Annotated in this window: 16 protein-coding genes, 1 other RNA gene and 2 pseudogenes; 6 read left to right on the plus strand and 13 right to left on the minus strand. The window is 51.8% G+C overall.

Features of this window, described 5'->3' with window-relative positions; all coding sequences use genetic code 11:
• Positions 1-64: 64 nt before the first annotated feature.
• Positions 65-1327, plus strand: a pseudogene (gene pdeB / locus A7090_RS15475) (cyclic-guanylate-specific phosphodiesterase PdeB); the annotation flags it as partial.
• A gap of 17 nt (positions 1328-1344) precedes the next feature.
• Positions 1345-1959, plus strand: a pseudogene (locus A7090_RS15480) (RNA-guided endonuclease InsQ/TnpB family protein); the annotation flags it as partial.
• 201 nt (positions 1960-2160) lie between these two features.
• Here A7090_RS15480 and ffs read toward each other — a convergent pair.
• An RNA gene (gene ffs / locus A7090_RS15485) (signal recognition particle sRNA small type) lies at positions 2161-2257 on the minus strand.
• A 161-nt stretch (positions 2258-2418) separates the two neighbouring features.
• Between ffs and A7090_RS15490 the strand changes: the two genes are divergently transcribed.
• Positions 2419-2730, plus strand: coding sequence for an MGMT family protein (locus A7090_RS15490; protein ID WP_198599590.1), 312 nt, complete (start codon positions 2419-2421; stop codon positions 2728-2730).
• Positions 2731-2760: 30 nt separating this feature from the next.
• Here the strand turns inward: A7090_RS15490 and A7090_RS15495 are convergent, their stop codons facing one another.
• Complete coding sequence (locus tag A7090_RS15495) at positions 2761-3333, minus strand: YbaY family lipoprotein (protein WP_105274687.1); 573 nt, start codon at positions 3331-3333, stop codon at positions 2761-2763.
• Positions 3334-3550: 217 nt separating this feature from the next.
• On the opposite strand from A7090_RS15495, the gene tesB reads away from it, so the two are divergent.
• Positions 3551-4411 (plus strand): acyl-CoA thioesterase II, encoded by an 861-nt coding sequence (gene tesB, locus A7090_RS15500; RefSeq protein WP_105274688.1) that lies wholly within the window; start codon positions 3551-3553, stop codon positions 4409-4411.
• Between the two features lie 177 nt (positions 4412-4588).
• On the opposite strand, the gene amtB is transcribed toward tesB, so the two are convergent.
• From amtB to cof, 6 genes are all read right to left on the minus strand, one after another.
• The gene (amtB, locus tag A7090_RS15505) at positions 4589-5875 is read right to left on the minus strand and encodes an ammonium transporter AmtB (protein ID WP_105274689.1); all 1287 of its coding nucleotides are present in this window, start codon (positions 5873-5875) and stop codon (positions 4589-4591) included.
• A 29-nt stretch (positions 5876-5904) separates the two neighbouring features.
• Complete coding sequence (gene glnK / locus A7090_RS15510) at positions 5905-6243, minus strand: P-II family nitrogen regulator (RefSeq protein WP_000780338.1); 339 nt, start codon at positions 6241-6243, stop codon at positions 5905-5907.
• A gap of 180 nt (positions 6244-6423) precedes the next feature.
• On the minus strand, positions 6424-8205 hold the full coding sequence (locus A7090_RS15515; protein ID WP_105274690.1) for a SmdB family multidrug efflux ABC transporter permease/ATP-binding protein: 1782 nt from the start codon (positions 8203-8205) through the stop codon (positions 6424-6426).
• The gene (locus tag A7090_RS15520) at positions 8198-9970 is read right to left on the minus strand and encodes a SmdA family multidrug ABC transporter permease/ATP-binding protein (RefSeq protein WP_105274691.1); all 1773 of its coding nucleotides are present in this window, start codon (positions 9968-9970) and stop codon (positions 8198-8200) included. Before A7090_RS15520 ends, A7090_RS15515 begins: the two co-directional genes overlap by 8 nt.
• Before the next feature lie 29 nt (positions 9971-9999).
• Complete coding sequence (gene decR, locus A7090_RS15525; protein ID WP_105274692.1) at positions 10000-10458, minus strand: DNA-binding transcriptional regulator DecR; 459 nt, start codon at positions 10456-10458, stop codon at positions 10000-10002.
• A gap of 150 nt (positions 10459-10608) precedes the next feature.
• Positions 10609-11427 (minus strand): HMP-PP phosphatase, encoded by an 819-nt coding sequence (cof, locus tag A7090_RS15530; RefSeq protein ID WP_105274693.1) that lies wholly within the window; start codon positions 11425-11427, stop codon positions 10609-10611.
• A 99-nt stretch (positions 11428-11526) separates the two neighbouring features.
• On the opposite strand from cof, the gene A7090_RS15535 reads away from it, so the two are divergent.
• Together A7090_RS15535 and queC are read left to right on the plus strand one after the other, a co-directional pair.
• Positions 11527-13227, plus strand: coding sequence for an SgrR family transcriptional regulator (locus A7090_RS15535; RefSeq protein WP_105274694.1), 1701 nt, complete (start codon positions 11527-11529; stop codon positions 13225-13227).
• Between the two features lie 64 nt (positions 13228-13291).
• Complete coding sequence (gene queC, locus A7090_RS15540; protein ID WP_105274695.1) at positions 13292-13987, plus strand: 7-cyano-7-deazaguanine synthase QueC; 696 nt, start codon at positions 13292-13294, stop codon at positions 13985-13987.
• A 51-nt stretch (positions 13988-14038) separates the two neighbouring features.
• Here the strand turns inward: queC and fadM are convergent, their stop codons facing one another.
• The 5 genes from fadM to lon all read right to left on the minus strand — a co-directional run bounded on the left by fadM (position 14039) and on the right by lon (position 19963).
• Positions 14039-14437 carry a long-chain acyl-CoA thioesterase FadM gene (gene fadM, locus A7090_RS15545; protein WP_105274696.1) on the minus strand — a complete coding sequence of 133 codons (399 nt, stop codon included), beginning with the start codon at positions 14435-14437 and terminating at the stop codon, positions 14039-14041.
• Between the two features lie 105 nt (positions 14438-14542).
• Positions 14543-14914 carry a helix-hairpin-helix domain-containing protein gene (locus tag A7090_RS15550; protein ID WP_105274697.1) on the minus strand — a complete coding sequence of 124 codons (372 nt, stop codon included), beginning with the start codon at positions 14912-14914 and terminating at the stop codon, positions 14543-14545.
• A gap of 150 nt (positions 14915-15064) precedes the next feature.
• Positions 15065-16936, minus strand: coding sequence for a peptidylprolyl isomerase (ppiD, locus tag A7090_RS15555; RefSeq protein ID WP_105274698.1), 1872 nt, complete (start codon positions 16934-16936; stop codon positions 15065-15067).
• A gap of 191 nt (positions 16937-17127) precedes the next feature.
• On the minus strand, positions 17128-17418 hold the full coding sequence (hupB, locus tag A7090_RS15560; protein WP_254892905.1) for a nucleoid-associated protein HU-beta: 291 nt from the start codon (positions 17416-17418) through the stop codon (positions 17128-17130).
• A gap of 190 nt (positions 17419-17608) precedes the next feature.
• Positions 17609-19963: an endopeptidase La gene (lon, locus tag A7090_RS15565; protein WP_021568279.1), complete on the minus strand. Its 2355-nt coding sequence runs from the start codon at positions 19961-19963 to the stop codon at positions 17609-17611.
• Positions 19964-19985: the final 22 nt, after the last annotated feature.

A 19985-nucleotide genomic window follows, 5' to 3' on the forward strand; every position in this document is an offset into this window, starting at 1 on the left:
ATTAATGACCAATAGCGGACATTAAAAATGGCGAAAAACGGCCAATAATCTTGGCGTTGACAGTTATATTAATAACAACGTTCCCCAGTGTTCGTCTCTGGAGCATGAAAGCCCGCCCGATACCTTCCCCGAGCCAGGTAAGATTTCGAAAGAGGGTTATCGGGTCTGGTTAACCTCGCATAACGATTTAGGTATTATACGTTACATGATCGCCATGGGAACGGCACATTATGTCGTCATGATCGACCCCGCTTCCTTTATTGATGTCATTCCCTATAGCTCATGGCAAATTGATACCGCTATTATTGGCAATGCCCATAATGTTGTCATAACCAGCAGCGATGAAATTGCTCAGGGAATTATAACCCGTCTACAAAAAACACCCGGTGAGCATATCGAAAATAATGGAATCATTTACGATATCCTGCCCTTCCCGGAGATGAATATTTCGATCATCACCTGGGCTTCAGCGAAAATGTTGCAGCAAGGCTGGCATCGGCAAGTCTTTATCTGGTTACCGCTCGGGTTAGTCATTGGCCTGCTGGCAGCGATGTTTGTGCTGCGTATTTTGCGCCGTATCCAGTCACCGCATCATCGGCTGCTGGATGCTATCGAAAATCGTGATATTTGCGTGCACTATCAGCCGATTGTCTCCTTAGCCAATGGCAAAATTGTCGGTGCTGAGGCACTGGCGCGCTGGCCGCAGACAGATGGTTGTTGGTTGTCACCAGATAGTTTTATCCCGCTGGCACAGCAAACGGGCCTTTCTGAGCCATTGACGCTACTGATTATAAGAAGCGTCTTTGAAGATATGGGCGACTGGCTGCGTCAGCATCCGCAGCAGCATATTTCGATCAATCTTGAATCCACCGTGCTCACCTCGGAAAAAATCCCGCAATTACTGCGTGAAATGATCAATCACTATCAGGTTAATCCCAGACAGATCGCTCTTGAACTCACGGAACGCGAGTTTGCCGATCCGAAAATCAGCGCCCCGATAATTTCTCGCTACCGGGAGGCGGGCCATGAGATTTATCTCGATGATTTTGGTACGGGGTATTCAAGTTTAAGTTATTTACAGGATCTGGATGTCGACATTCTGAAGAGCGATAAATCCTTCGTTGATGCGCTGGAATATAAAAATGTCACGCCGCATATCATCGAAATGGCAAAAACACTGAAACTGAAAATGGTAGCCGAGGGAATCGAAACCAGTAAACAAGAAGAGTGGTTACGCCAGCATGGCGTGCACTACGGCCAGGGCTGGCTCTACAGCAAGGCATTACCGAAGGAGGATTTCTTACGCTGGGCCGGGCAACATTTGTGAATTTTAGGGCTGACGACGAGCCTGTAAACAGTTTTCAGAAAAACCAGAAGACGCTGGCGAGACTTCAGCGACAGTTAAGCCGCAAGGTCAAATTCAGCAACAACTGGCAGAAGCAGAAAGGCAAAATACAGCAACTGCATTCCCGTATCGCAAATATCCGCAGGGACTACCTTCACAAAGTCACAACGACAATCAGCAAAAACCACGCAATGATAGTTATTGAGGATTTGAAGGTCAGCAACATGTCAAAGTCAGCAGCGGGTACGGTCAGCCAGCCGGGGCGCAATGTCCGGGCAAAATCAGGTTTAAACCGTTCGATACTGGAGCAGGGCTGGTATGAAATGCGCCGCCAGCTTGAGTACAAGCAGCGCTGGCGTGGAGGTCAGGTACTGGCAGTACCGCCAGCGTACACAAGCCAGCGTTGCGCGTGCTGTGGTCATACCGCGAAAGAAAACCGCCTGACACAAAGTAAATTCGTGTGTCGGGCTTGTGGATATACAGCGAACGCCGATGTAAACGGCGCTCGTAACATTTTAGCGGCGGGGCACGCCGTTCTTGCCTGTGGAGGGATGGTGCAGTCAGGCCGCCCGTTGAAGCAGGAACCCACCGAAATGATTCAGGCGACAGCCTGAACGTCGTAGGAATCCCTGTCCTGCAGGGCGTGGAGGATGTCAACGGTAGGAACGGCAACCACAAAACCATCAACATACTTCATCAGGCATACCTCCGAAGCGTACTGCGCAGCCAGACAATTCTTGCGACGTCAGTTGTGGTTAAAGTTTAGCTATATTGTTTTTTTTGACGAAACGGTGGAAGGCTGAAATGGGTGGGGGCCCTGCCAGCTACATCCCGGCACACGCGTCATCTGCCTTGGCTGCTTCCTTCCGGACCTGACCTGGTAAACAGAGTAGCGTTGCGGGAGAACCAACAGAGCCCCATTGAGAGCGTTGAGAACCAACGCGCAGGCGCATTATTACTGCTGTCCCGGCTAATTGCAACACATTGCGTGCCAGATGCTGGTTTCTTGCACAATGCGGCTTCACTCGGGCGTTTTTCCAGATTATGCTGAAAAATTGCCTCAGGAAGAAAAGATGGAAAAAGAAGATTCATTTCCCCAACGGGTCTGGCAAATCGTAGCCGCTATTCCCGAAGGCTATGTCACCACTTACGGTGATGTGGCGAAACTGGCGGGAGCGCCCCGCGCCGCGCGCCAGGTGGGCGGTGTGTTAAAGCGTCTCCCCGAAGGCAGCACCTTGCCCTGGCACCGGGTGGTTAATCGCTACGGCGCAATTTCGCTAACCGGACCTGATTTACAGCGTCAGCGACAGGCATTACTGGCAGAAGGTGTGATGGTATCGGGAAGCGGGCAAATCGACTTACAGCGTTATCGCTGGAACTACTAACCCTCTCAGGGCTGAGAGGGTTAACTTCGCTTAATATTGCGTAGGAGCAGGAACAGCCGAAGACGGATTCACCTGGGTTGGTGAAGTCGAAGGTACGGTAGTCGTTGCGCCACCGCTGGCCTGAATCGGCACGGCAGTTTGCTGTACCGGCACTAATGTCAGGTCGGCTTTAGTTCCCCCCTGGTTGATCACCGGCTGAACGGTATCGGTAATAAAGACCAGTTTGTCATTCACGGTAATCGCCGCACTCAACAGAATACGCGCGTTCGGCTGAACATCTGCCGGGTTAAATGGCAGAACAAAGCTGAATGGCGACTGTTTACCTTCGGTACGCACCGCTTTCTGCGCCAGCACTTTTGACGGAGCATCGGCTAACGACGCGTCAGAAAGTGTCACGGTCAGCACAGCGTCAGGCGGCAGTGCGACTTTCTGACGGATCCAGACGGTGCCGGAGACATTCGGTTGCTGGATAGCAGGTTGTTGTGTTGCTGAAATAGACGTATTTGCAGCCGGTGCTGGCGTCTGAATATCCGCGCTTTTATCTGCGCAAGCCGCCAACGCAATCGCAACCGCTAAACCACTGGCCATGTGCACGAGTTTCATTCACTTCTCCCTATTATCAATGCACCAGCGGGCTAACTTTCCTCGCCGGAAGAGTGGTTAACAAAATAGTAACGTCAACAAGTGTGGCACACATCACGCATTTCTGCCTGTAATTAGCCCGTAATTCAGACCATTGCACCCATCGGACCAGTGGCAAATTTGCGTTATACTCAACTCACTTTGGCTTGCTGCGGCAGCTTTGTTACTGGAGAGTTATATGAGTCAGGCGCTAAAAAATTTACTGACATTGTTAAACCTGGAAAAAATTGAGGAGGGACTCTTTCGCGGCCAGAGTGAAGATTTAGGTTTACGCCAGGTGTTTGGCGGCCAGGTCGTGGGTCAGGCCTTGTATGCTGCAAAAGAGACCGTCCCTGAAGAACGGCTGGTACATTCGTTTCATAGCTACTTTCTTCGCCCGGGTGATAGTAAGAAGCCGATTATTTATGATGTCGAAACGCTGCGTGACGGTAACAGCTTCAGCGCCCGCCGGGTTGCTGCTATTCAAAACGGCAAACCGATTTTTTATATGACCGCCTCTTTCCAGGCACCAGAAGTGGGGTTCGAACATCAAAAAACAATGCCGCCCGCGCCAGCGCCTGATGGCCTGCCTTCGGAAACACAAATCGCCCAATCGCTGGCGCACCTGTTGCCGCCGGTGCTGAAAGATAAATTTATCAGCGATCGTCCGCTGGAAGTTCGCCCGGTAGAGTTTCATAACCCGCTGAAAGGCCACGTCGCAGAACCGCATCGTCAGGTGTGGATCCGCGCAAATGGTAGCGTGCAGGATGATCTGCGCGTTCATCAGTATCTGCTCGGTTACGCTTCTGATCTTAACTTTCTGCCGGTAGCTTTACAGCCGCACGGCATCGGTTTTCTCGAACCGGGGATTCAGATTGCCACCATTGACCATTCCATGTGGTTTCATCGACCGTTTAATTTGAACGAATGGCTGCTGTATAGCGTGGAGAGTACTTCGGCGTCCAGCGCACGCGGCTTTGTGCGCGGCGAGTTTTATACCCAGGACGGCGTGTTGGTTGCCTCAACGGTTCAGGAAGGGGTTATGCGTAATCACAATTAAAAAAATAGCCGGAGGTGAAAACCGTCCGGCTGTGAGATGGTTGGTCACGTGCTTTTGTTGATGCCGGATGCGGCGTAAACGCCTTATCCGGCCGACCAATTCTTGTAAATTCAACAAATTGTGATTTTCATTGTGGGCCTGATAAGCGCATCAGGCTAAATTGCATTTGATTGCTGGTTACGCGTTATAGGCATTCTCGCCGTGGCTGTTGACGTCCAGCCCTTCTCGCTCCTGCTCTTCCGGTACACGCAGACCAACTGTCAGATCTGCCAGTTTGTAGCCAATAAACGCCACCACACCAGACCATACAATCGTAATGGCGATGCTTTCCAGCTGTACCAGCACCTGATGCCCCATCGTCACACCTTCAGCGAAGCCCACGCCGCCCAGTGAGCTGGCGGCAAAAATCCCGGTCATGATACAGCCGACAATGCCGCAAACGCCGTGTACCCCGAAGACATCGCAGGGATCATCCACCCGCAGCAGACGTTTGAGCATAGTGACACCCCACAAACCAGCCAGACCTGCCACCACGCCGATAATCAACGCGCCGCCAACACCAATATAGCCACAGGCAGGCGTCACACCGACCAGCCCCGCAATCGCGCCAGAACACGCCCCCAGCAGTGAAGGCTTGCCACGCAGCGCCCATTCACCGAAGATCCAGCCAAGAATTGCCGCCGCCGTTGCGACCACTGTATTCACAAATGCCAGTGCCGCGATTTCATTCGCGGTGCCCGCGGACCCAGCGTTAAAGCCAAACCAACCGATATAGAGAATGGCAGCCCCGGTGAAGACCATCGGCAGGTTGTGCGGTTTGAACGCCTCTTTACCGAAACCCACACGTTTGCCTGTCAAATACGCGCCCACCAGACCGGCGATTGCGGCGTTAATATGCACCACCGTGCCGCCCGCGAAATCCAGCGCACCGTGAGAAGCCAGCAAACCGCCGCCCCACACCATATGCGCAATCGGAATGTAGGAGAGCGTCAGCCATACCACCACAAAAATCAGTACAGCTGAGAAGCGGATCCGTTCTGCCAGCGCCCCGACGATCAAGCCTACGGTAATGCAGGCAAAAGATCCCTGAAACGCCACGTGGATATATTGATAAATGCTGCCCATCACCGCCGTCAGTTCGATGTTTTTCAGCATCACCCCGTTAATGTTGCCAAAGAAGTTGTTGCCCTCACCAAACGCCAGCGAGTAACCGTAAACCACCCAGAGAATACAGACCAGTGCAAACGTCACCGTCACCTGCGTCAGCATCGACAGCACGTTTTTGCCGCGAATCAACCCACCGTAAAACAGGGCAATCCCCGGAATAGTCATAAACAGCACCAGCGCAGTACAAATCATCATAAACGCATTGTCGGCTTTATCAGCCACCGCAGGTGCAGCCATTACCAGTCCCGGCAGCATCGCCAGTGAAGCAAGCCCAGTTTTTATCGTCGCTATCTTCATTTTTCGTTCCTGTTGCTGTGTGCCAGAGATTACAGCGCCGCTTCGTCGGCTTCGCCGGTACGAATACGAATGACGCGTTGCAATTCAGCGACGAAGATTTTGCCGTCGCCAATTTTTCCGGTGTAGGCCGCCTTGCTGACGATATCGATCACTTCATCGAGTTGGTCATCAGCAATTGCCACATCAATTTTTACTTTTGGCAGGAAGTTGACGCTGTATTCTGCCCCCCGGTACAGCTCGGCATGCCCTTTCTGACGCCCGAAACCTTTGACTTCGGTGACGGTCAGGCCCTGAATACCAATGGAAGATAACGCTTCACGAACGTCTTCCAGCTTGAATGGTTTGATTATCACGGTCACCAGCTTCATAGATCCCCTCCGGTCAGAATTCGGTAATGGTTCTGCTACACGAAGAAGGTATTGCAAGCGGTGTGCCAGAAATGAAAAACGAGAAAGAGAGCAGGAAGTTAAGAAGATTGAAAATAAAAACGCACTATGACAGTGCACAGTGCGTTACATTTTTGCACCAACGATGAAATATTGCGCTATTCAGGCGCTCAATGATTCCTCTTCACGCACGCTGGCTGCCAGCTCTTCGCCCGCAAGTTGCAGTTGATACATCTGCCAGTAGCGTCCCTGGGCCACCAACAGTTGCTGGTGAGTGCCCTGCTCCACAGCTTGCCCACGATGAAGCACCAAAATAGTGTCGGCATCGACAATGGTCGATAAGCGGTGAGCAATCACCACAAGCGTGGTATGTTCACGCACCGCCGCCAGAGCGTGCTGAATCGCCTGTTCAGTACCGGAATCAATGCTGGCGGTAGCCTCATCAAGGATCAGGATTTGCGGCGTCTCCACCAACACGCGCGCCAGTGCCAGCAATTGCTTTTGTCCAACCGAGAGGTTATTCCCCTGTTCACCCAGCAGCGTATTAATACCGTCGCTCATACTGCGCGCCAGCTCTGCCAGTTGCACGGTTTCCAGCGCTTGCCAGACACGTTCTTCGGAGATATCACGCCCCAGCGTCACGTTGGCGAGGAAGGTATCTGCCAGCACCACCGGATCTTGCTGCACCATCGCCACGCCCTGGCGCAGCGTGCTGTGACTTAGCGAACTTAATGGACGACCATCAAGGCGAATCTCACCTTCCGTTAGCGGGTAATAGCCCATCAATAAACTGGCGAGGGTACTTTTGCCACTGCCGGTATGCCCGACCAGCGCCACAAAGTTACGCGAAGGCACAGAGAGATTAATGTTCTTTAGCACCAGATTGTCATCACGATAAGCAAATGACACGTTATCGACTTCGATGGTGCCGCTCTGTAACGGGCGATCATCATTGCCATATTGCTGGCGCGGTCCGTCCATCAACTCAAACACGCGCTCACCAGCAACAACAGCCTGTTGCAGCATCGCCTGTTGCGTGGTCAGTTCGATTAATGGTTCGTTAAGTCGCCCAAGATAGCTGATAAACGCATACAACACGCCCACTTCAATGGTGCCACTGGCGGAGAAGCCAAACAGCATCAGCAAGCCACAAAGAATGAGCGATGAAAACAGACTCAGCAGGGGGCGCAGCAAAAAACCGTCGAGGCGCAGGGTTTGCATCCTCGCCATATAATGCGAACGACTGGCCTCGCCCATACGTTCGCCAAATCGCGCCTGCTGACGAAACTGCTGGATGACGCTCATGCCGTTGATAATTTCGTTAAAGCCGTCATTGATATCTGCCAGATAGGCGCGCACACGGCGGACAATCGGCGTGCTGTAACGCTGATATATCACCATTACCACCAGCACCACCGGGAAAATCATTATCGCCACCAGCGCCATTCGCCAGTCGAGGCTGAACATCGCCACCAGCATCGCGCCCACCAGTGCGGCGCTACGCAGGACAGTTGCCACTACGGTAACATAGAGATCGCGGATCACTTCAGTGTCATTAGTGACGCGGGAAATCACCTGCCCGACAGGCTGGGTATCAAATTCGCTTAATGGCTGGCGTAACGCCGCATCCATCACGTCGGTACGCAACTGTTGCACAACACCAACCGCCGCACGATTAAAGAGTAGCGATTGCGCATAATGCAACCCAGCAGCAAACAGTTGCAGCCCAACATACACCGCAGCCAGCCCTGCAACCACTTTCAACGGCAGGTTGTTTTTCGCTACCATATTGTCGATAAAATAGCTGATGAGCAGCGGGCAGCTCACTTCTGCCGCCGCCGCCACCCACATCATCACCACTGCACCCCCCAGCGGTTTACGCCACGGCGAACCGTACGCTAACAGGCGCTTGAGAGTCGGCCACAGTCGGCTAAAACTACGCATCAACGGCCTCCTCGCGAATTTCCGGAGCGTCGTCGAGCGCCGCCTCCAGTTGTTGATAGCGATACATATCGCGATACCAGCCGCTTTGTTGTGCCAACGCATCATGGTTGCCACGCTGGGCGATATGTCCGTGCTGCATCACAATAATTTCACGGGCTTCCGTCAGTGCAGAAAGACGATGGGCACTGATGATTACTGTTCTTCCCTGCCCCCACTGGCGCAGGTTATGCAGGATCTGGTGCTCTGTGCGTCCGTCCACCGCCGAAAGCGCATCATCCAGAATAAGAATTTCAGCATTCACCAGTAACGCACGAGCAATGGAAATACGCTGCTTTTGTCCACCGGAAAGCATCACGCCGCGCTCGCCCACTTCTGTATCGTAACCTTGCGGCAGACGCAAAATATCGTCATGTACGCTGGCTAACCGTGCTACGAATTCAATCTCTTGCTGGGTGGCATTCGGGCAACCCAGCGCGATGTTATTCGCCACGGTGTCGGAAAAAAGGAATGGCGTCTGACTGACCACCGCCAGGCGGCTACGCCAGCTATCGAGTTGCAACTGCGTCAGAGGAATATCATGAAAGCGAATATCCCCCTCGCTGACGTCGAAATGACGCTGAATGAGCGACAACAGGGTACTTTTGCCGGAGCCGGTCGGCCCGCAAATGCCCAGCATCTGACAGGGTTTCAGTACGAAATTGACGTTTTCCAGCGCAGGATGGTTAGTCTGCGGATACGTAAACCGACGAATATTCACATCCAGTTCGCCACGCCCTTCCGGCACGGGTTTGCTACCATCGTTCACCACTGGCGCTTCAGCCAGCATCGCGCGAATACGGCTGTATGCAGCACTACCTCGTTCTACAATGTTAAACATCCACGCCAACGCCAGCATCGGCCAGATCATCAAACCTAAATACATCATAAAACTGGTGAGCTGGCCCAGCGTTAAACTGCCCTGCACCACCATCCAACTACCACCGCTAATTGCCAGCAAGTTCGCCATGCCAATCGCGATATAGATGGTCGGGTCAAAACGGGCATCAATACGCGCCACCCGCATGTTTTTTTTGCCGGTATCTTCGGCATCCGCGGCAAATAACGCCGACTGGCGATCTTCCAGACCAAAGGCTTTAATCATGCGGATACTGGTGAGGCTTTCCTGAGTGCGGTCATTAAGACTGGAAAACGCCGACTGTGCCAGCTTAAAGCGTTCATGCAAGGCATCGCCGTTGCGCTTAATCATGATCGCCATCACTGGCATCGGTAACAGCGCGATTAAAGTTAACTGCCAGCTAATTTGCGTCGACATCATAATCAACACTGCGCAGCCCATCACCAGTGAATCCACCAGCGTCAGCACCCCTTCTCCGGCGGCAAACACGACCCGATCGACGTCATTGGTCGCACGAGCCATGAGGTCCCCCGTGCGATGACGCAGGTAAAACTCAGGATGCTGGCGGCTTAGCTGACGGTAATAATCTTCACGCAGTTCAACAGCCAGTTGATAAGACGCGCCGAATAGCAATACGCGCCAGACGTAACGCAGGAGATAAACCACAACTGCAATCAGCACCATGGTGGCGATCCACATCAGGATCTGCCCGGTAGTAAAGTGTTGTTCTGTCACGCCATCGACAACAATACCAACCACTTTTGGTGGAACCAGTTGCAGCATCGCGATAATGACAAGCAAGGCGACGGCCCCGAGATAGCGACGCCATTCCCGACGGAAATACCAGCTTAATTGAGCAAATAATCGCACGCGTTGTGTCCTGACCTGATTCTGGATATTTATTCGATGGGTAAAGAAGTGGTGTATTTAATCTGTTCCATCGCGAAACTGGAAGTGACGTCCGACAGCCCCGGCACGCTGTTTACCAGACGCTTATAAAACTCGTCGTAACGTTTCATGTCGGCAACCTGGATGCGCATCAGATAGTCGTATTCACCGGCCATGCGCCAGAACCCCAGTACTTCTGGCATTTCACTAACCACCGTGACAAAGCGGCAATACCATTCGCTGCTGTGATGTTGCGTTTTTATCAACACAAACGCAGTCAGCCCGAGGCCAATTTTTTCTGGATCCAGCAGGGCGACTTTGCCGATAAGGATACCGTCGTCCTCCAGCCGTTTCAGACGCTTCCAGCAGGGGGTGGTTGTCAGATTAACGGCTTCAGCCAGTGCCTGCAAAGAGAGAGTGCAATCCTGCTGTAGTAAGGCAAGCAGCTTACGATCAATTTTATCTAACATAGCCCTTTCACAGAGAATTTTTTCCTCTTTTCATTCTATTTTAAAGGTGAAATGGCAACAATTTATTCTGTGCGGTTTAAACACCACAGCACAAAATGACAAATCAAACAAAAAAAACCGGGCAATTGCCCGGTGCTGGAAGGGATCTCGTTATTCGGGGGAATAAGGTAGATGTGGATAGTCCAGCCAGTGCATCAAATAGTGAGAGACAGCCTGATTTCGGCAATGTCCAATCACCGGTAAATGTGGGAGCGCCGCGCGCAGTTGCGGCATCGCATTGCCCATAATAAAGCCGCTACCGACGCTGCCTAACATTTCGCGATCGTTCATCGCATCACCAAAAGCCATACAGTCACGCAGCGAAAACCCTAAATGTTGCGTCAGCACCTTCAGCGCTGCGCCTTTATTGCAGCCCACCGGCAGCACTTCCAGGCAATTAATTGCGGAGAAACATAAATGCACACGTTCACCTAAGGCTTCACTTAGCTGGGTCTGCAAACGCATAAGATCGTCGTGATCGCCACAGAAGCAGATCTTGGTGACGCGATCGAGCGGTATTCTTTTGACATCGATAATCTGGTAATGGAAACCGCTATACACAAACGCTTGCAACAATGCCGGGACTTCTTGTCCGGTAAACCAACCATCGTCATTGAAGATATGCATGCTGGCTCGAGTATCCCATTGCTGATACAACACCAGCTCCGCGACATCTGCGGGTAAATCATCACGATGTAAAAGCTCACCTTCCAAAGAATGCACGCGCGTTCCGTTGCCGGTAATCAAATACGCATCCAGCGATAGCGCTCCGAGAATATGCTGCATCTCCAGCGCATGACGTCCCGTGGCAAAAGTGAGGGTAATGCCGCGTTCACGCAGCCGCGCCAAAGTAGAGAGGGTCTTCTCACCGAAATGATGGTCAGGCATCAATAAAGTGCCGTCCATATCAAATGCTGCCAGACGAGCCATTTCTTTCTCCACTCTGTGACACGGTTAATGGTGATTGAGTATCACCTGATATATACGGAAGTAATAGTGAATAGTTAAATAATTTTGTTCCGGATTTATATGCGACTGCTCAACCGTCTTAACCAGTATCAACGTCTATGGCAGCCTTCTGCCGGAAGGCCGCAATCTGTCACCGTCAGCGAACTGGCCAAACGCTGTTTTTGCAGCGAACGCCATGTTCGTACGCTGTTACGTCAGGCACAGGAGGCGGGATGGCTGGAGTGGCAGGCGCAGTCAGGACGCGGAAAGCGCGGGCAACTACGCTTTCTGGTCACGCCGGAATCGCTACGCAATGCGATGATGGAACAGGCACTGGAAACCGGAAAGCAGCAAGATGTGCTGGAACTGGCGCAACTGGCCCCGGGTGAGCTGCGCACGCTGTTACAGCCGTTTATGGGCGGGCAATGGCAAAACGATACGCCAACGTTGCGTATTCCCTACTATCGCCCACTCGAACCGTTACAACCGGGCTTTTTGCCTGGCCGTGCCGAGCAGCATCTCGCCGGGCAGATATTTTCCGGCCTGGCCCGCTTCGATAATAAAACCCAGCGCCCGATTGGCGATTTAGCGCATCACTGGGAAACCTCTGCTGACGGGTTACGCTGGGATTTTTATCTTCGCTCAACCCTACACTGGCATAACGGCGATGCACTAAAAGCCACACACTTACACCAGCGGTTATTGATGCTGTTACAACTGCCAGCACTGGAGCAATTATTTATTAGCGTGAAGCGTATTGAAGTCACCCATCCGCAGTGTCTGACTTTCTTTTTACATTGCCCCGATTACTGGCTTGCGCACCGACTGGCGAGCTATTGCAGCCATCTGGCGCATCCGCAATTCCCACAGATTGGCACGGGTCCATTTCGCTTAACACACTTCACAGCGGAACTGGTGCGCCTGGAAAGCCATGATTATTACCATTTACGTCATCCGCTGCTTAAAGCGGTTGAGTACTGGATAACTCCACCGCTTTTTGAAAATGATGTGGGAACCAGTTGTCAGCATCCCGTGCAAATTACTATCGGCAAACCAGAGGAGTTGCCACGGGTCAGCCAGGTCAGTAGCGGCATCAGTTTAGGTTTTTGCTATTTAACATTGCGCAAAAGTCCCCGGCTGTCCCTCTGGCAGGCGCGAAAAGTGATCTCCATTATTCATCAATCCAGTTTATTACAAACATTAGAAGTCGGAGAAAACCTGATCACCGCCAGTCATGCATTGCTGCCAGGCTGGACTATTCCGCAATGGCAAGTACCGGATGAGATAAAACTACCGGAAACTTTGACGCTGGTTTACCACCTGCCGATAGAACTTCATACCATGGCAGAACGTTTACAGGCGACGCTGGCTGCGGAAGGCTGTGAACTTACCATTATTTTTCATAACGCAAAAAACTGGGACGACACGACCCCACTGGCACAAGCAGACCTCATGATGGGCGACAGGTTAATTGGTGAAGCACCGGAATATACCCTGGAGCAGTGGCTACGTTGCGATCCGCTTTGGCCACATGTTTTTGACGCTCCAGCCTATACACATCTGCAATCGACACTGGACGCGGTGCAAGTAATGCCTGATGAGGAAAACCGATTTAATGCCCTGAAAACGGTTTTTTGCCAGTTAATGGCAGACGCGACGCTGACGCCGCTGTTCAACTATCACTATCGCATTAGCGCCCCGCCCGGCGTGAACGGTGTGCGGCTGACTCCGCGCGGCTGGTTTGAATTTACCGAAGCCTGGCTTCCCGCACCGTCGCAATGAAGAGCTGGTCCGGGTTAATCGCAGGCGTTACCATAACGCTTTTATTGTTCAAGCAGGATTATCTATGAAACGTGCTGTCGTTGTGTTCAGTGGAGGCCAGGATTCCACCACCTGTCTGGTGCAGGCATTACAACAATATGATGAAGTCCATTGCGTGACGTTCGATTACGGTCAGCGACATCGCGCAGAAATCGACGTGGCACGCGAACTGGCGCTAAAACTGGGGGCACGCGCGCATAAGGTGCTGGATGTTACCCTGCTTAACGAACTGGCGGTCAGCAGCCTGACGCGTGACAGCATTCCGGTGCCTGATTATGAACCTGAAGCCGATGGCATCCCGAATACGTTCGTCCCAGGGCGTAATATTTTGTTCCTGACGCTGGCGGCGATATATGCGTATCAGGTAAAAGCAGAAGCCGTGATTACCGGCGTCTGCGAAACAGATTTCTCCGGCTACCCGGATTGCCGCGATGAGTTTGTGAAAGCACTAAACCATGCCGTCAGTTTGGGCATGGCGAAAGATATTCGTTTTGAAACGCCACTGATGTGGATTGATAAAGCGGAAACCTGGGCGCTGGCAGATTATTACGGCAAGCTGGATTTAGTACGTAACGAAACGCTGACCTGCTATAACGGCATTAAAGGCGACGGTTGCGGTCATTGCGCAGCATGTAATTTACGCGCCAACGGTTTGAATCATTATCTGGCCGACAGACCGATGGTGATGGCGGCAATGAAGCAGAAAACCGGGTTGAAGTAATTATTCCGGTTATCGCCGGATGCAGCTTGAGCATCCGGCACAACAAAACGTTTACTTCACCATCTGCTCCAGCTTTTCGCGCAATTCCCCTTCCAGAGCTAATGCTTTCTGCGTTTTAAGATCAATACAAACAAACGTAATAAGCGCATCCACCACCACCTGCCCTTCCGGCTCCAGTGTGATGACCTGGCTTAAGATGCCGCTTTTACCGTTTAATTGCTGCAACTGACTGGTAATGGTTAACAGGTCGCTTAATACCGCCGGGCGACGATAGTTAATATTGATATTGACCACGATGAAGGCGATGTTATGGGCGGTCATCCACTGAAAACTGTCGCTATTTTCCAACCCATCCCAGCGGGCTTCTTCGAGAAACTCAAGGTAGCGAGCGTTGTTTACGTGCTGGTAGACGTCGAGATGATATCCACGAACTTTGATTTGTGTTTGCATAGCGCAATAACCTTACGTTGTTGTTATAGGAACTGTTATCAGTACTGAGGTCATAACTGGTATGACCTCTTCAGTTTGGCAAAAAATTGCCACTATGCAAATTAACTACAGAGTTAATACCGCCAGATTACGTTCCACCAGCGAATTGCCCATCCCCGGCACCTGCTTTAGATCCTCCACCGTTTTAAACGGACCGTACTCTTCGCGATAGCTGACAATCGCCTGCGCTTTCTTCAGGCCAACGCCATTCATCGCGCGGGCCAGCTCTTCTGCGCTGGCATTATTAATGCTGACCCTGGTGCCTTCTTCGTCACTGGCTTTCGCCGGTACTGCTGCTTTACTTTGTGCTGCAGGAGCTTCCGCTTTGGTTTCTACCGCCGTCGGTTTCGCCGCAGGAGCAGCCGCCAGCGCGCTATGAGACATTCCGGCACAGGTCAGGGACAGGGTAATGAGCAGTGCTTTAATTCCGTGTTTCATACTGTTTTCTCCTTGTTTGTTAACAGTGGAATCACCTTAACGGCAGTGAAAACAGTAAACAAATGGCAATGTTCAGAAATGGAAAAGGCCGCGAAAGCGACCTTTTCTTGTTACAGCTGCAAAGCATTTTTTTGCGAGGCGGCTTCAGGATTATTGCTGTTCCAGCGCATCGCCAATTTTGATTTTCGCCTCTTTACGCAGGTTACTCATCAGCGCTTCAAAGACGATTTGTGCGTTGTTCTGGGTGATACCCTGCACCATCGCTTTTTTCTGTTCTTCCGGCATTGAACCTTGTTTCACTTCGTCCAGTGCCAGCAGAACCACATTGCCTTGCATATCGGTCGCCATACCATAGCTCGGTTTGTCTTTCGCTGGCAGTGGCAGTGCAAACGCTGCCTGGCTAATCGGGTCACGACCGGTACGGCTTAAGGTTTTCGGCTCACCAAATTTCAGACCGGCAGCCTGTATGGCTTCTGCACCTTTGCCCGCTTTCAGATCAACCAGCAGTTTTTCAGCATCCACTTTCGCCTGTTGTTCAGCTTTGTTGTGCTGAACCAATGCCTTGACCTGTTCCTGAACATCTGCCAGCGGTTTCACCGCTTCCGGTTTGTGCTCGCTGATGCGCAACACGAATGCGCGATCGCCGTCTACGGTGATGATGTCAGAATTGATGCCTGGCGCACCGTTTTCACCTACCAGACCGCCGTTGAAGATAGCGTCTGCAACCGGCTTGAAGTTCAACTCTTCCGGCAGATTATCTTTGCTGAACCAACCAGTCTGAGTAGCTTTAACGCCCGCAGCTTGCTCTGCACCTGCCAGAGACTCAGTGTCATTGCTTGCCGCATCACTCACTTTCTGCTGCAGCGCGTAGTACGCATCGAGGGCTTTTTCGTGTTTCACTTTCGCTGCAATGTCGTCACGGACTTCATCTAACGACTTCACTTTCGCTGGCTGAATGTCGTCCAGACGTACAATCAGGAAACCGACCGATGATTTGATGACACCAGACAGTTGGCCATTTTCTTTCAGACCGGCATTTTTCAGTTCGTCCGGGATAGTGGCATCTTCTAACCACCCCATATCGCCGCCATTACGGGCAGAGATAATATCGGCAGATTTTTCTTTGGCTAACGCAGCAAAATCACCGCCTTTATTCAGCTCATCAAGTACCGCTTTCGCTTCATCTTCAGTTTTGGTCTGGATGATGCTGTAGCGAGAACGCTGTGGCTGGGTGAATTGATCCTGATGCTGATCGTAGTAGCTCTGGATATCCGCATCGCTAACCGATTGCTGCATCGTTGCGGCATCCAGCTTGATGTAACTCACGCGGAATTGTTCCGGAGTCATGAAATTGTTTTTGTTTTGTTCGTAGTAGCTGGCAATTTCCTGTTCGGTCACAGGCTGCTTCGCCGCCAGCGCGTTAACATCGATAGTCGCTTCACGCACCACGCGTTGTTGAGCTACCAGTGCCGCCAGCTCGTCGGTTTCACCTTTCAGCATAAAATCGGTACCGGCAACGCCGTTAATCAGCTGTTGGGTGGTGAGCTGGTTACGCAGCGCCTGCGCGTACTGATCGGCGGTCATCCCCATCTGATTGAGGATACCGTTATAGCGGCTGTTATCAAATTTGCCGTCAACCTGGAAGGCTGGGGTCGCGAAAATCGCCTGTTTAACCTGCTCATCGCTGATACCCAGTTTCAGCTCACGAGCGTACTGATCCAGCAGCGCCTCGTCGATCAGACGATTCAGCACCTGTTGACGCAGGGTTTTCATATAGCTTTCGTTTGCTGCCAGCTCTGAGTATTGATCGCCCAGCTGTTGCTGCATGCGATTACGCTCGCTGTTGAAGGCATTCTCGAACTGCCCACGGCTGATTTCCTGGTCATTCACTTTTGCGGCGTAGTTATTGCCTCCGCCAATCAGGTAACCACTCACGCCGGTCAATATGAACGACACGATAATGATACCGAAAATAATCTTGAGCACGAGACTGTTTGCAGCCGTGCGTAAGCTGTCCATCATGGTGTAACAACACTCCGCTGTAGATGACTGTGTACCTCACGCAACGTATCGATGCGCGCAAAGGCCTATTGTGACAAGAAACGGGGGCAATTGTCAGCCCACAAGAGGCAGAAAGTCACCGAATACAAATAAAAAAGGCACATCAGTAGATGCGCCCTTGAACTTCGTCACATCCCCGCTGGGGACAACGCTTAGTTTACCGCGTCTTTCAGTGCTTTACCTGCACGGAAGCTTGGTACTTTAGCGGCAGCGATAGTAATCTCTTTACCGGTCTGCGGGTTGCGGCCAGTACGGGCAGCACGCTCTTTAACGGCAAAAGTACCAAAACCAACCAGTGCTACATCATCCCCTTCTTTCAGAGATTCAGTTACGGAAGCAATAATAGCATCTAACGCACGGCCAGCCGCAGCTTTAGAGATATCAGCCCCTGCAGCAATCTTGTCGATCAATTGAGATTTATTCACTCTTCTCTTCCTCTTTATAATTTATATCGCACTTGAATCCTTCAAGGTACGAACGCGCAGCAGTTATATCAGGCCAGCCATCCCCTTACAACACCCCTTAATAAGGGCAAGCCCAATCCACCATCTAACTTAGCGAGACAAAAAAAGGCTGGCAAGTCCGAATTAGCCTGCCAGCCCTGTTTTTATTAGTGCATTTTGCGCGAGGTCACTATTTTGCAGTCACAACCTGCATGCCAGACGGTTCATTTTGCAGCGCCAGAGTCAGAACTTCCTCAATGCGCTTCACCGGATGAATGTCCAGATCGGCAATTACGTTGTCAGGAATCTCTTCCAGATCGCGTTTATTTTCGAACGGAATTAACACTGTTTTAATCCCGCCGCGATGCGCTGCCAACAGTTTTTCTTTCAAACCACCGATAGGCAGTACCTGACCACGCAGAGTGATCTCACCGGTCATTGCCACATCGGCACGAACCGGGTTACCGGTCAGGCAAGAAACCAGCGCGGTGCACATAGCAATACCCGCACTCGGACCATCTTTCGGCGTCGCACCTTCCGGTACGTGGACGTGGATGTCGCGTTTTTCGTAAAAATCAGGGTTGATCCCCAGTTTTTCCGCACGCGCACGAACCACCGTTAACGCCGCCTGAATAGACTCTTGCATCACTTCGCCCAGCGAACCGGTATAGGTCAGTTTGCCTTTCCCCGGAACACACGCGGTTTCAATGGTCAGCAAGTCACCGCCCACTTCCGTCCACGCCAGACCGGTTACCTGACCGACACGGTTTTCGTTATCCGCGCGACCATAGTCGAAACGCTGAACACCGAGGTAGTCATGCAGGTTATCGCCGTTAATTTCGATATGTTTTAAAGAATTATCGAGCAGTAACTGCTTAACCGCTTTGCGACACAGTTTGGAGATTTCACGCTCCAGACCACGCACGCCCGCCTCACGGGTGTAATAACGAATAATGCCGATAATGGCGCTATCGTCGACGGTCAGCTCACCTTTTTTCAGTGCATTACGTTCAATCTGCTTCGGCAACAGGTGGCGTTTGGCAATGTTCAGTTTTTCATCTTCGGTATAACCGGAGAGGCGAATCACTTCCATACGATCCAGCAGCGGTGCCGGAATGTTCATGGAGTTCGACGTCGCGACAAACATCACATCGCTAAGGTCGTAATCCACTTCCAGGTAGTGATCGCTGAACGCTACGTTCTGCTCTGGATCCAGCACTTCAAGCAGTGCGGAAGCTGGATCGCCACGCATATCAGAAGACATTTTGTCGATCTCATCGAGCAGGAACAGCGGGTTTTTCACGCCCACTTTCGCCATTTTCTGGATCAATTTACCCGGCATTGAACCGATGTAAGTACGACGGTGGCCGCGGATTTCCGCTTCATCACGCACGCCGCCCAGCGCCATACGGACATATTTACGTCCGGTAGCTTTGGCGATGGACTGACCCAGTGACGTTTTACCTACCCCCGGCGGCCCAACCAGGCAGAGGATCGGTCCCTTGATTTTGTTTACACGGCTTTGAACCGCAAGATACTCAAGGATGCGATCTTTCACGCGCTCCAGACCATAATGGTCGGTATCAAGGATTTCTTGCGCCTGACGCAGGTCTTTTTTGACCTTGCTACGCGCATTCCACGGCACCTGCACCATCCAGTCGATATAACCACGCACCACGGTTGCTTCTGCCGACATCGGAGACATCATTTTCAGCTTCTGCAGCTCTGCTTCCGCTTTCTCTTTTGCCTCTTTCGGCATTTTCGCCGCGTCGATTTTGCGCTTCAGGGCTTCGTTTTCATCCGGCGCGTCGTCCATTTCGCCGAGTTCTTTCTGAATAGCTTTCATTTGCTCATTCAGATAGTACTCTCGCTGGGATTTCTCCATCTGCTTTTTAACGCGGTTGCGAATGCGTTTCTCAACCTGCAGCAGATCGATTTCCGATTCCATCATCGCCATCAGATATTCCAGACGTTCGTTGACGTCGGACATCTCCAGAACGGACTGTTTGTCAGCCAGTTTCAGCGGCATATGCGCAGCAATGGTATCTGCCAGGCGCGCCGGATCGTCGATGCTATTCAGCGACGTCAGCACTTCTGGTGGGATTTTTTTGTTCAGCTTAATGTAGCCTTCGAACTGGCTGATTGCGGTACGCACCAGCACTTCCTGTTCCCGCTCATCAATGGTCGGCGACTCCAGATACTCTGCCTTCGCAGAAAAGTGTTCGCCATTGTCAGAGAGCGCAGAAATACGCGCGCGCTGTAACCCCTCGACCAGCACTTTGACGGTGCCGTCAGGCAGTTTCAGCATCTGCAATATAGAGGCCACGGTCCCGACGGTGAAAAGATCGTTTACACCCGGCTCATCCGTTGAAGCTTCTTTCTGCGCGACCAGCATAATTTTTTTATCATGGTCCATCGCCGCTTCCAGACAACGGATAGATTTTTCCCGCCCGACAAATAAGGGAATGACCATGTGCGGATAAACCACCACATCGCGCAGCGGCAATACGGGGATTTCAATGCGTTCAGAACGCTCAGGATTCATAGAGCTCTCTCTTAGTTTAATT

The organism is Escherichia sp. MOD1-EC7003, from assembly GCF_002965065.1.
GTDB lineage: Bacteria > Pseudomonadota > Gammaproteobacteria > Enterobacterales > Enterobacteriaceae > Escherichia.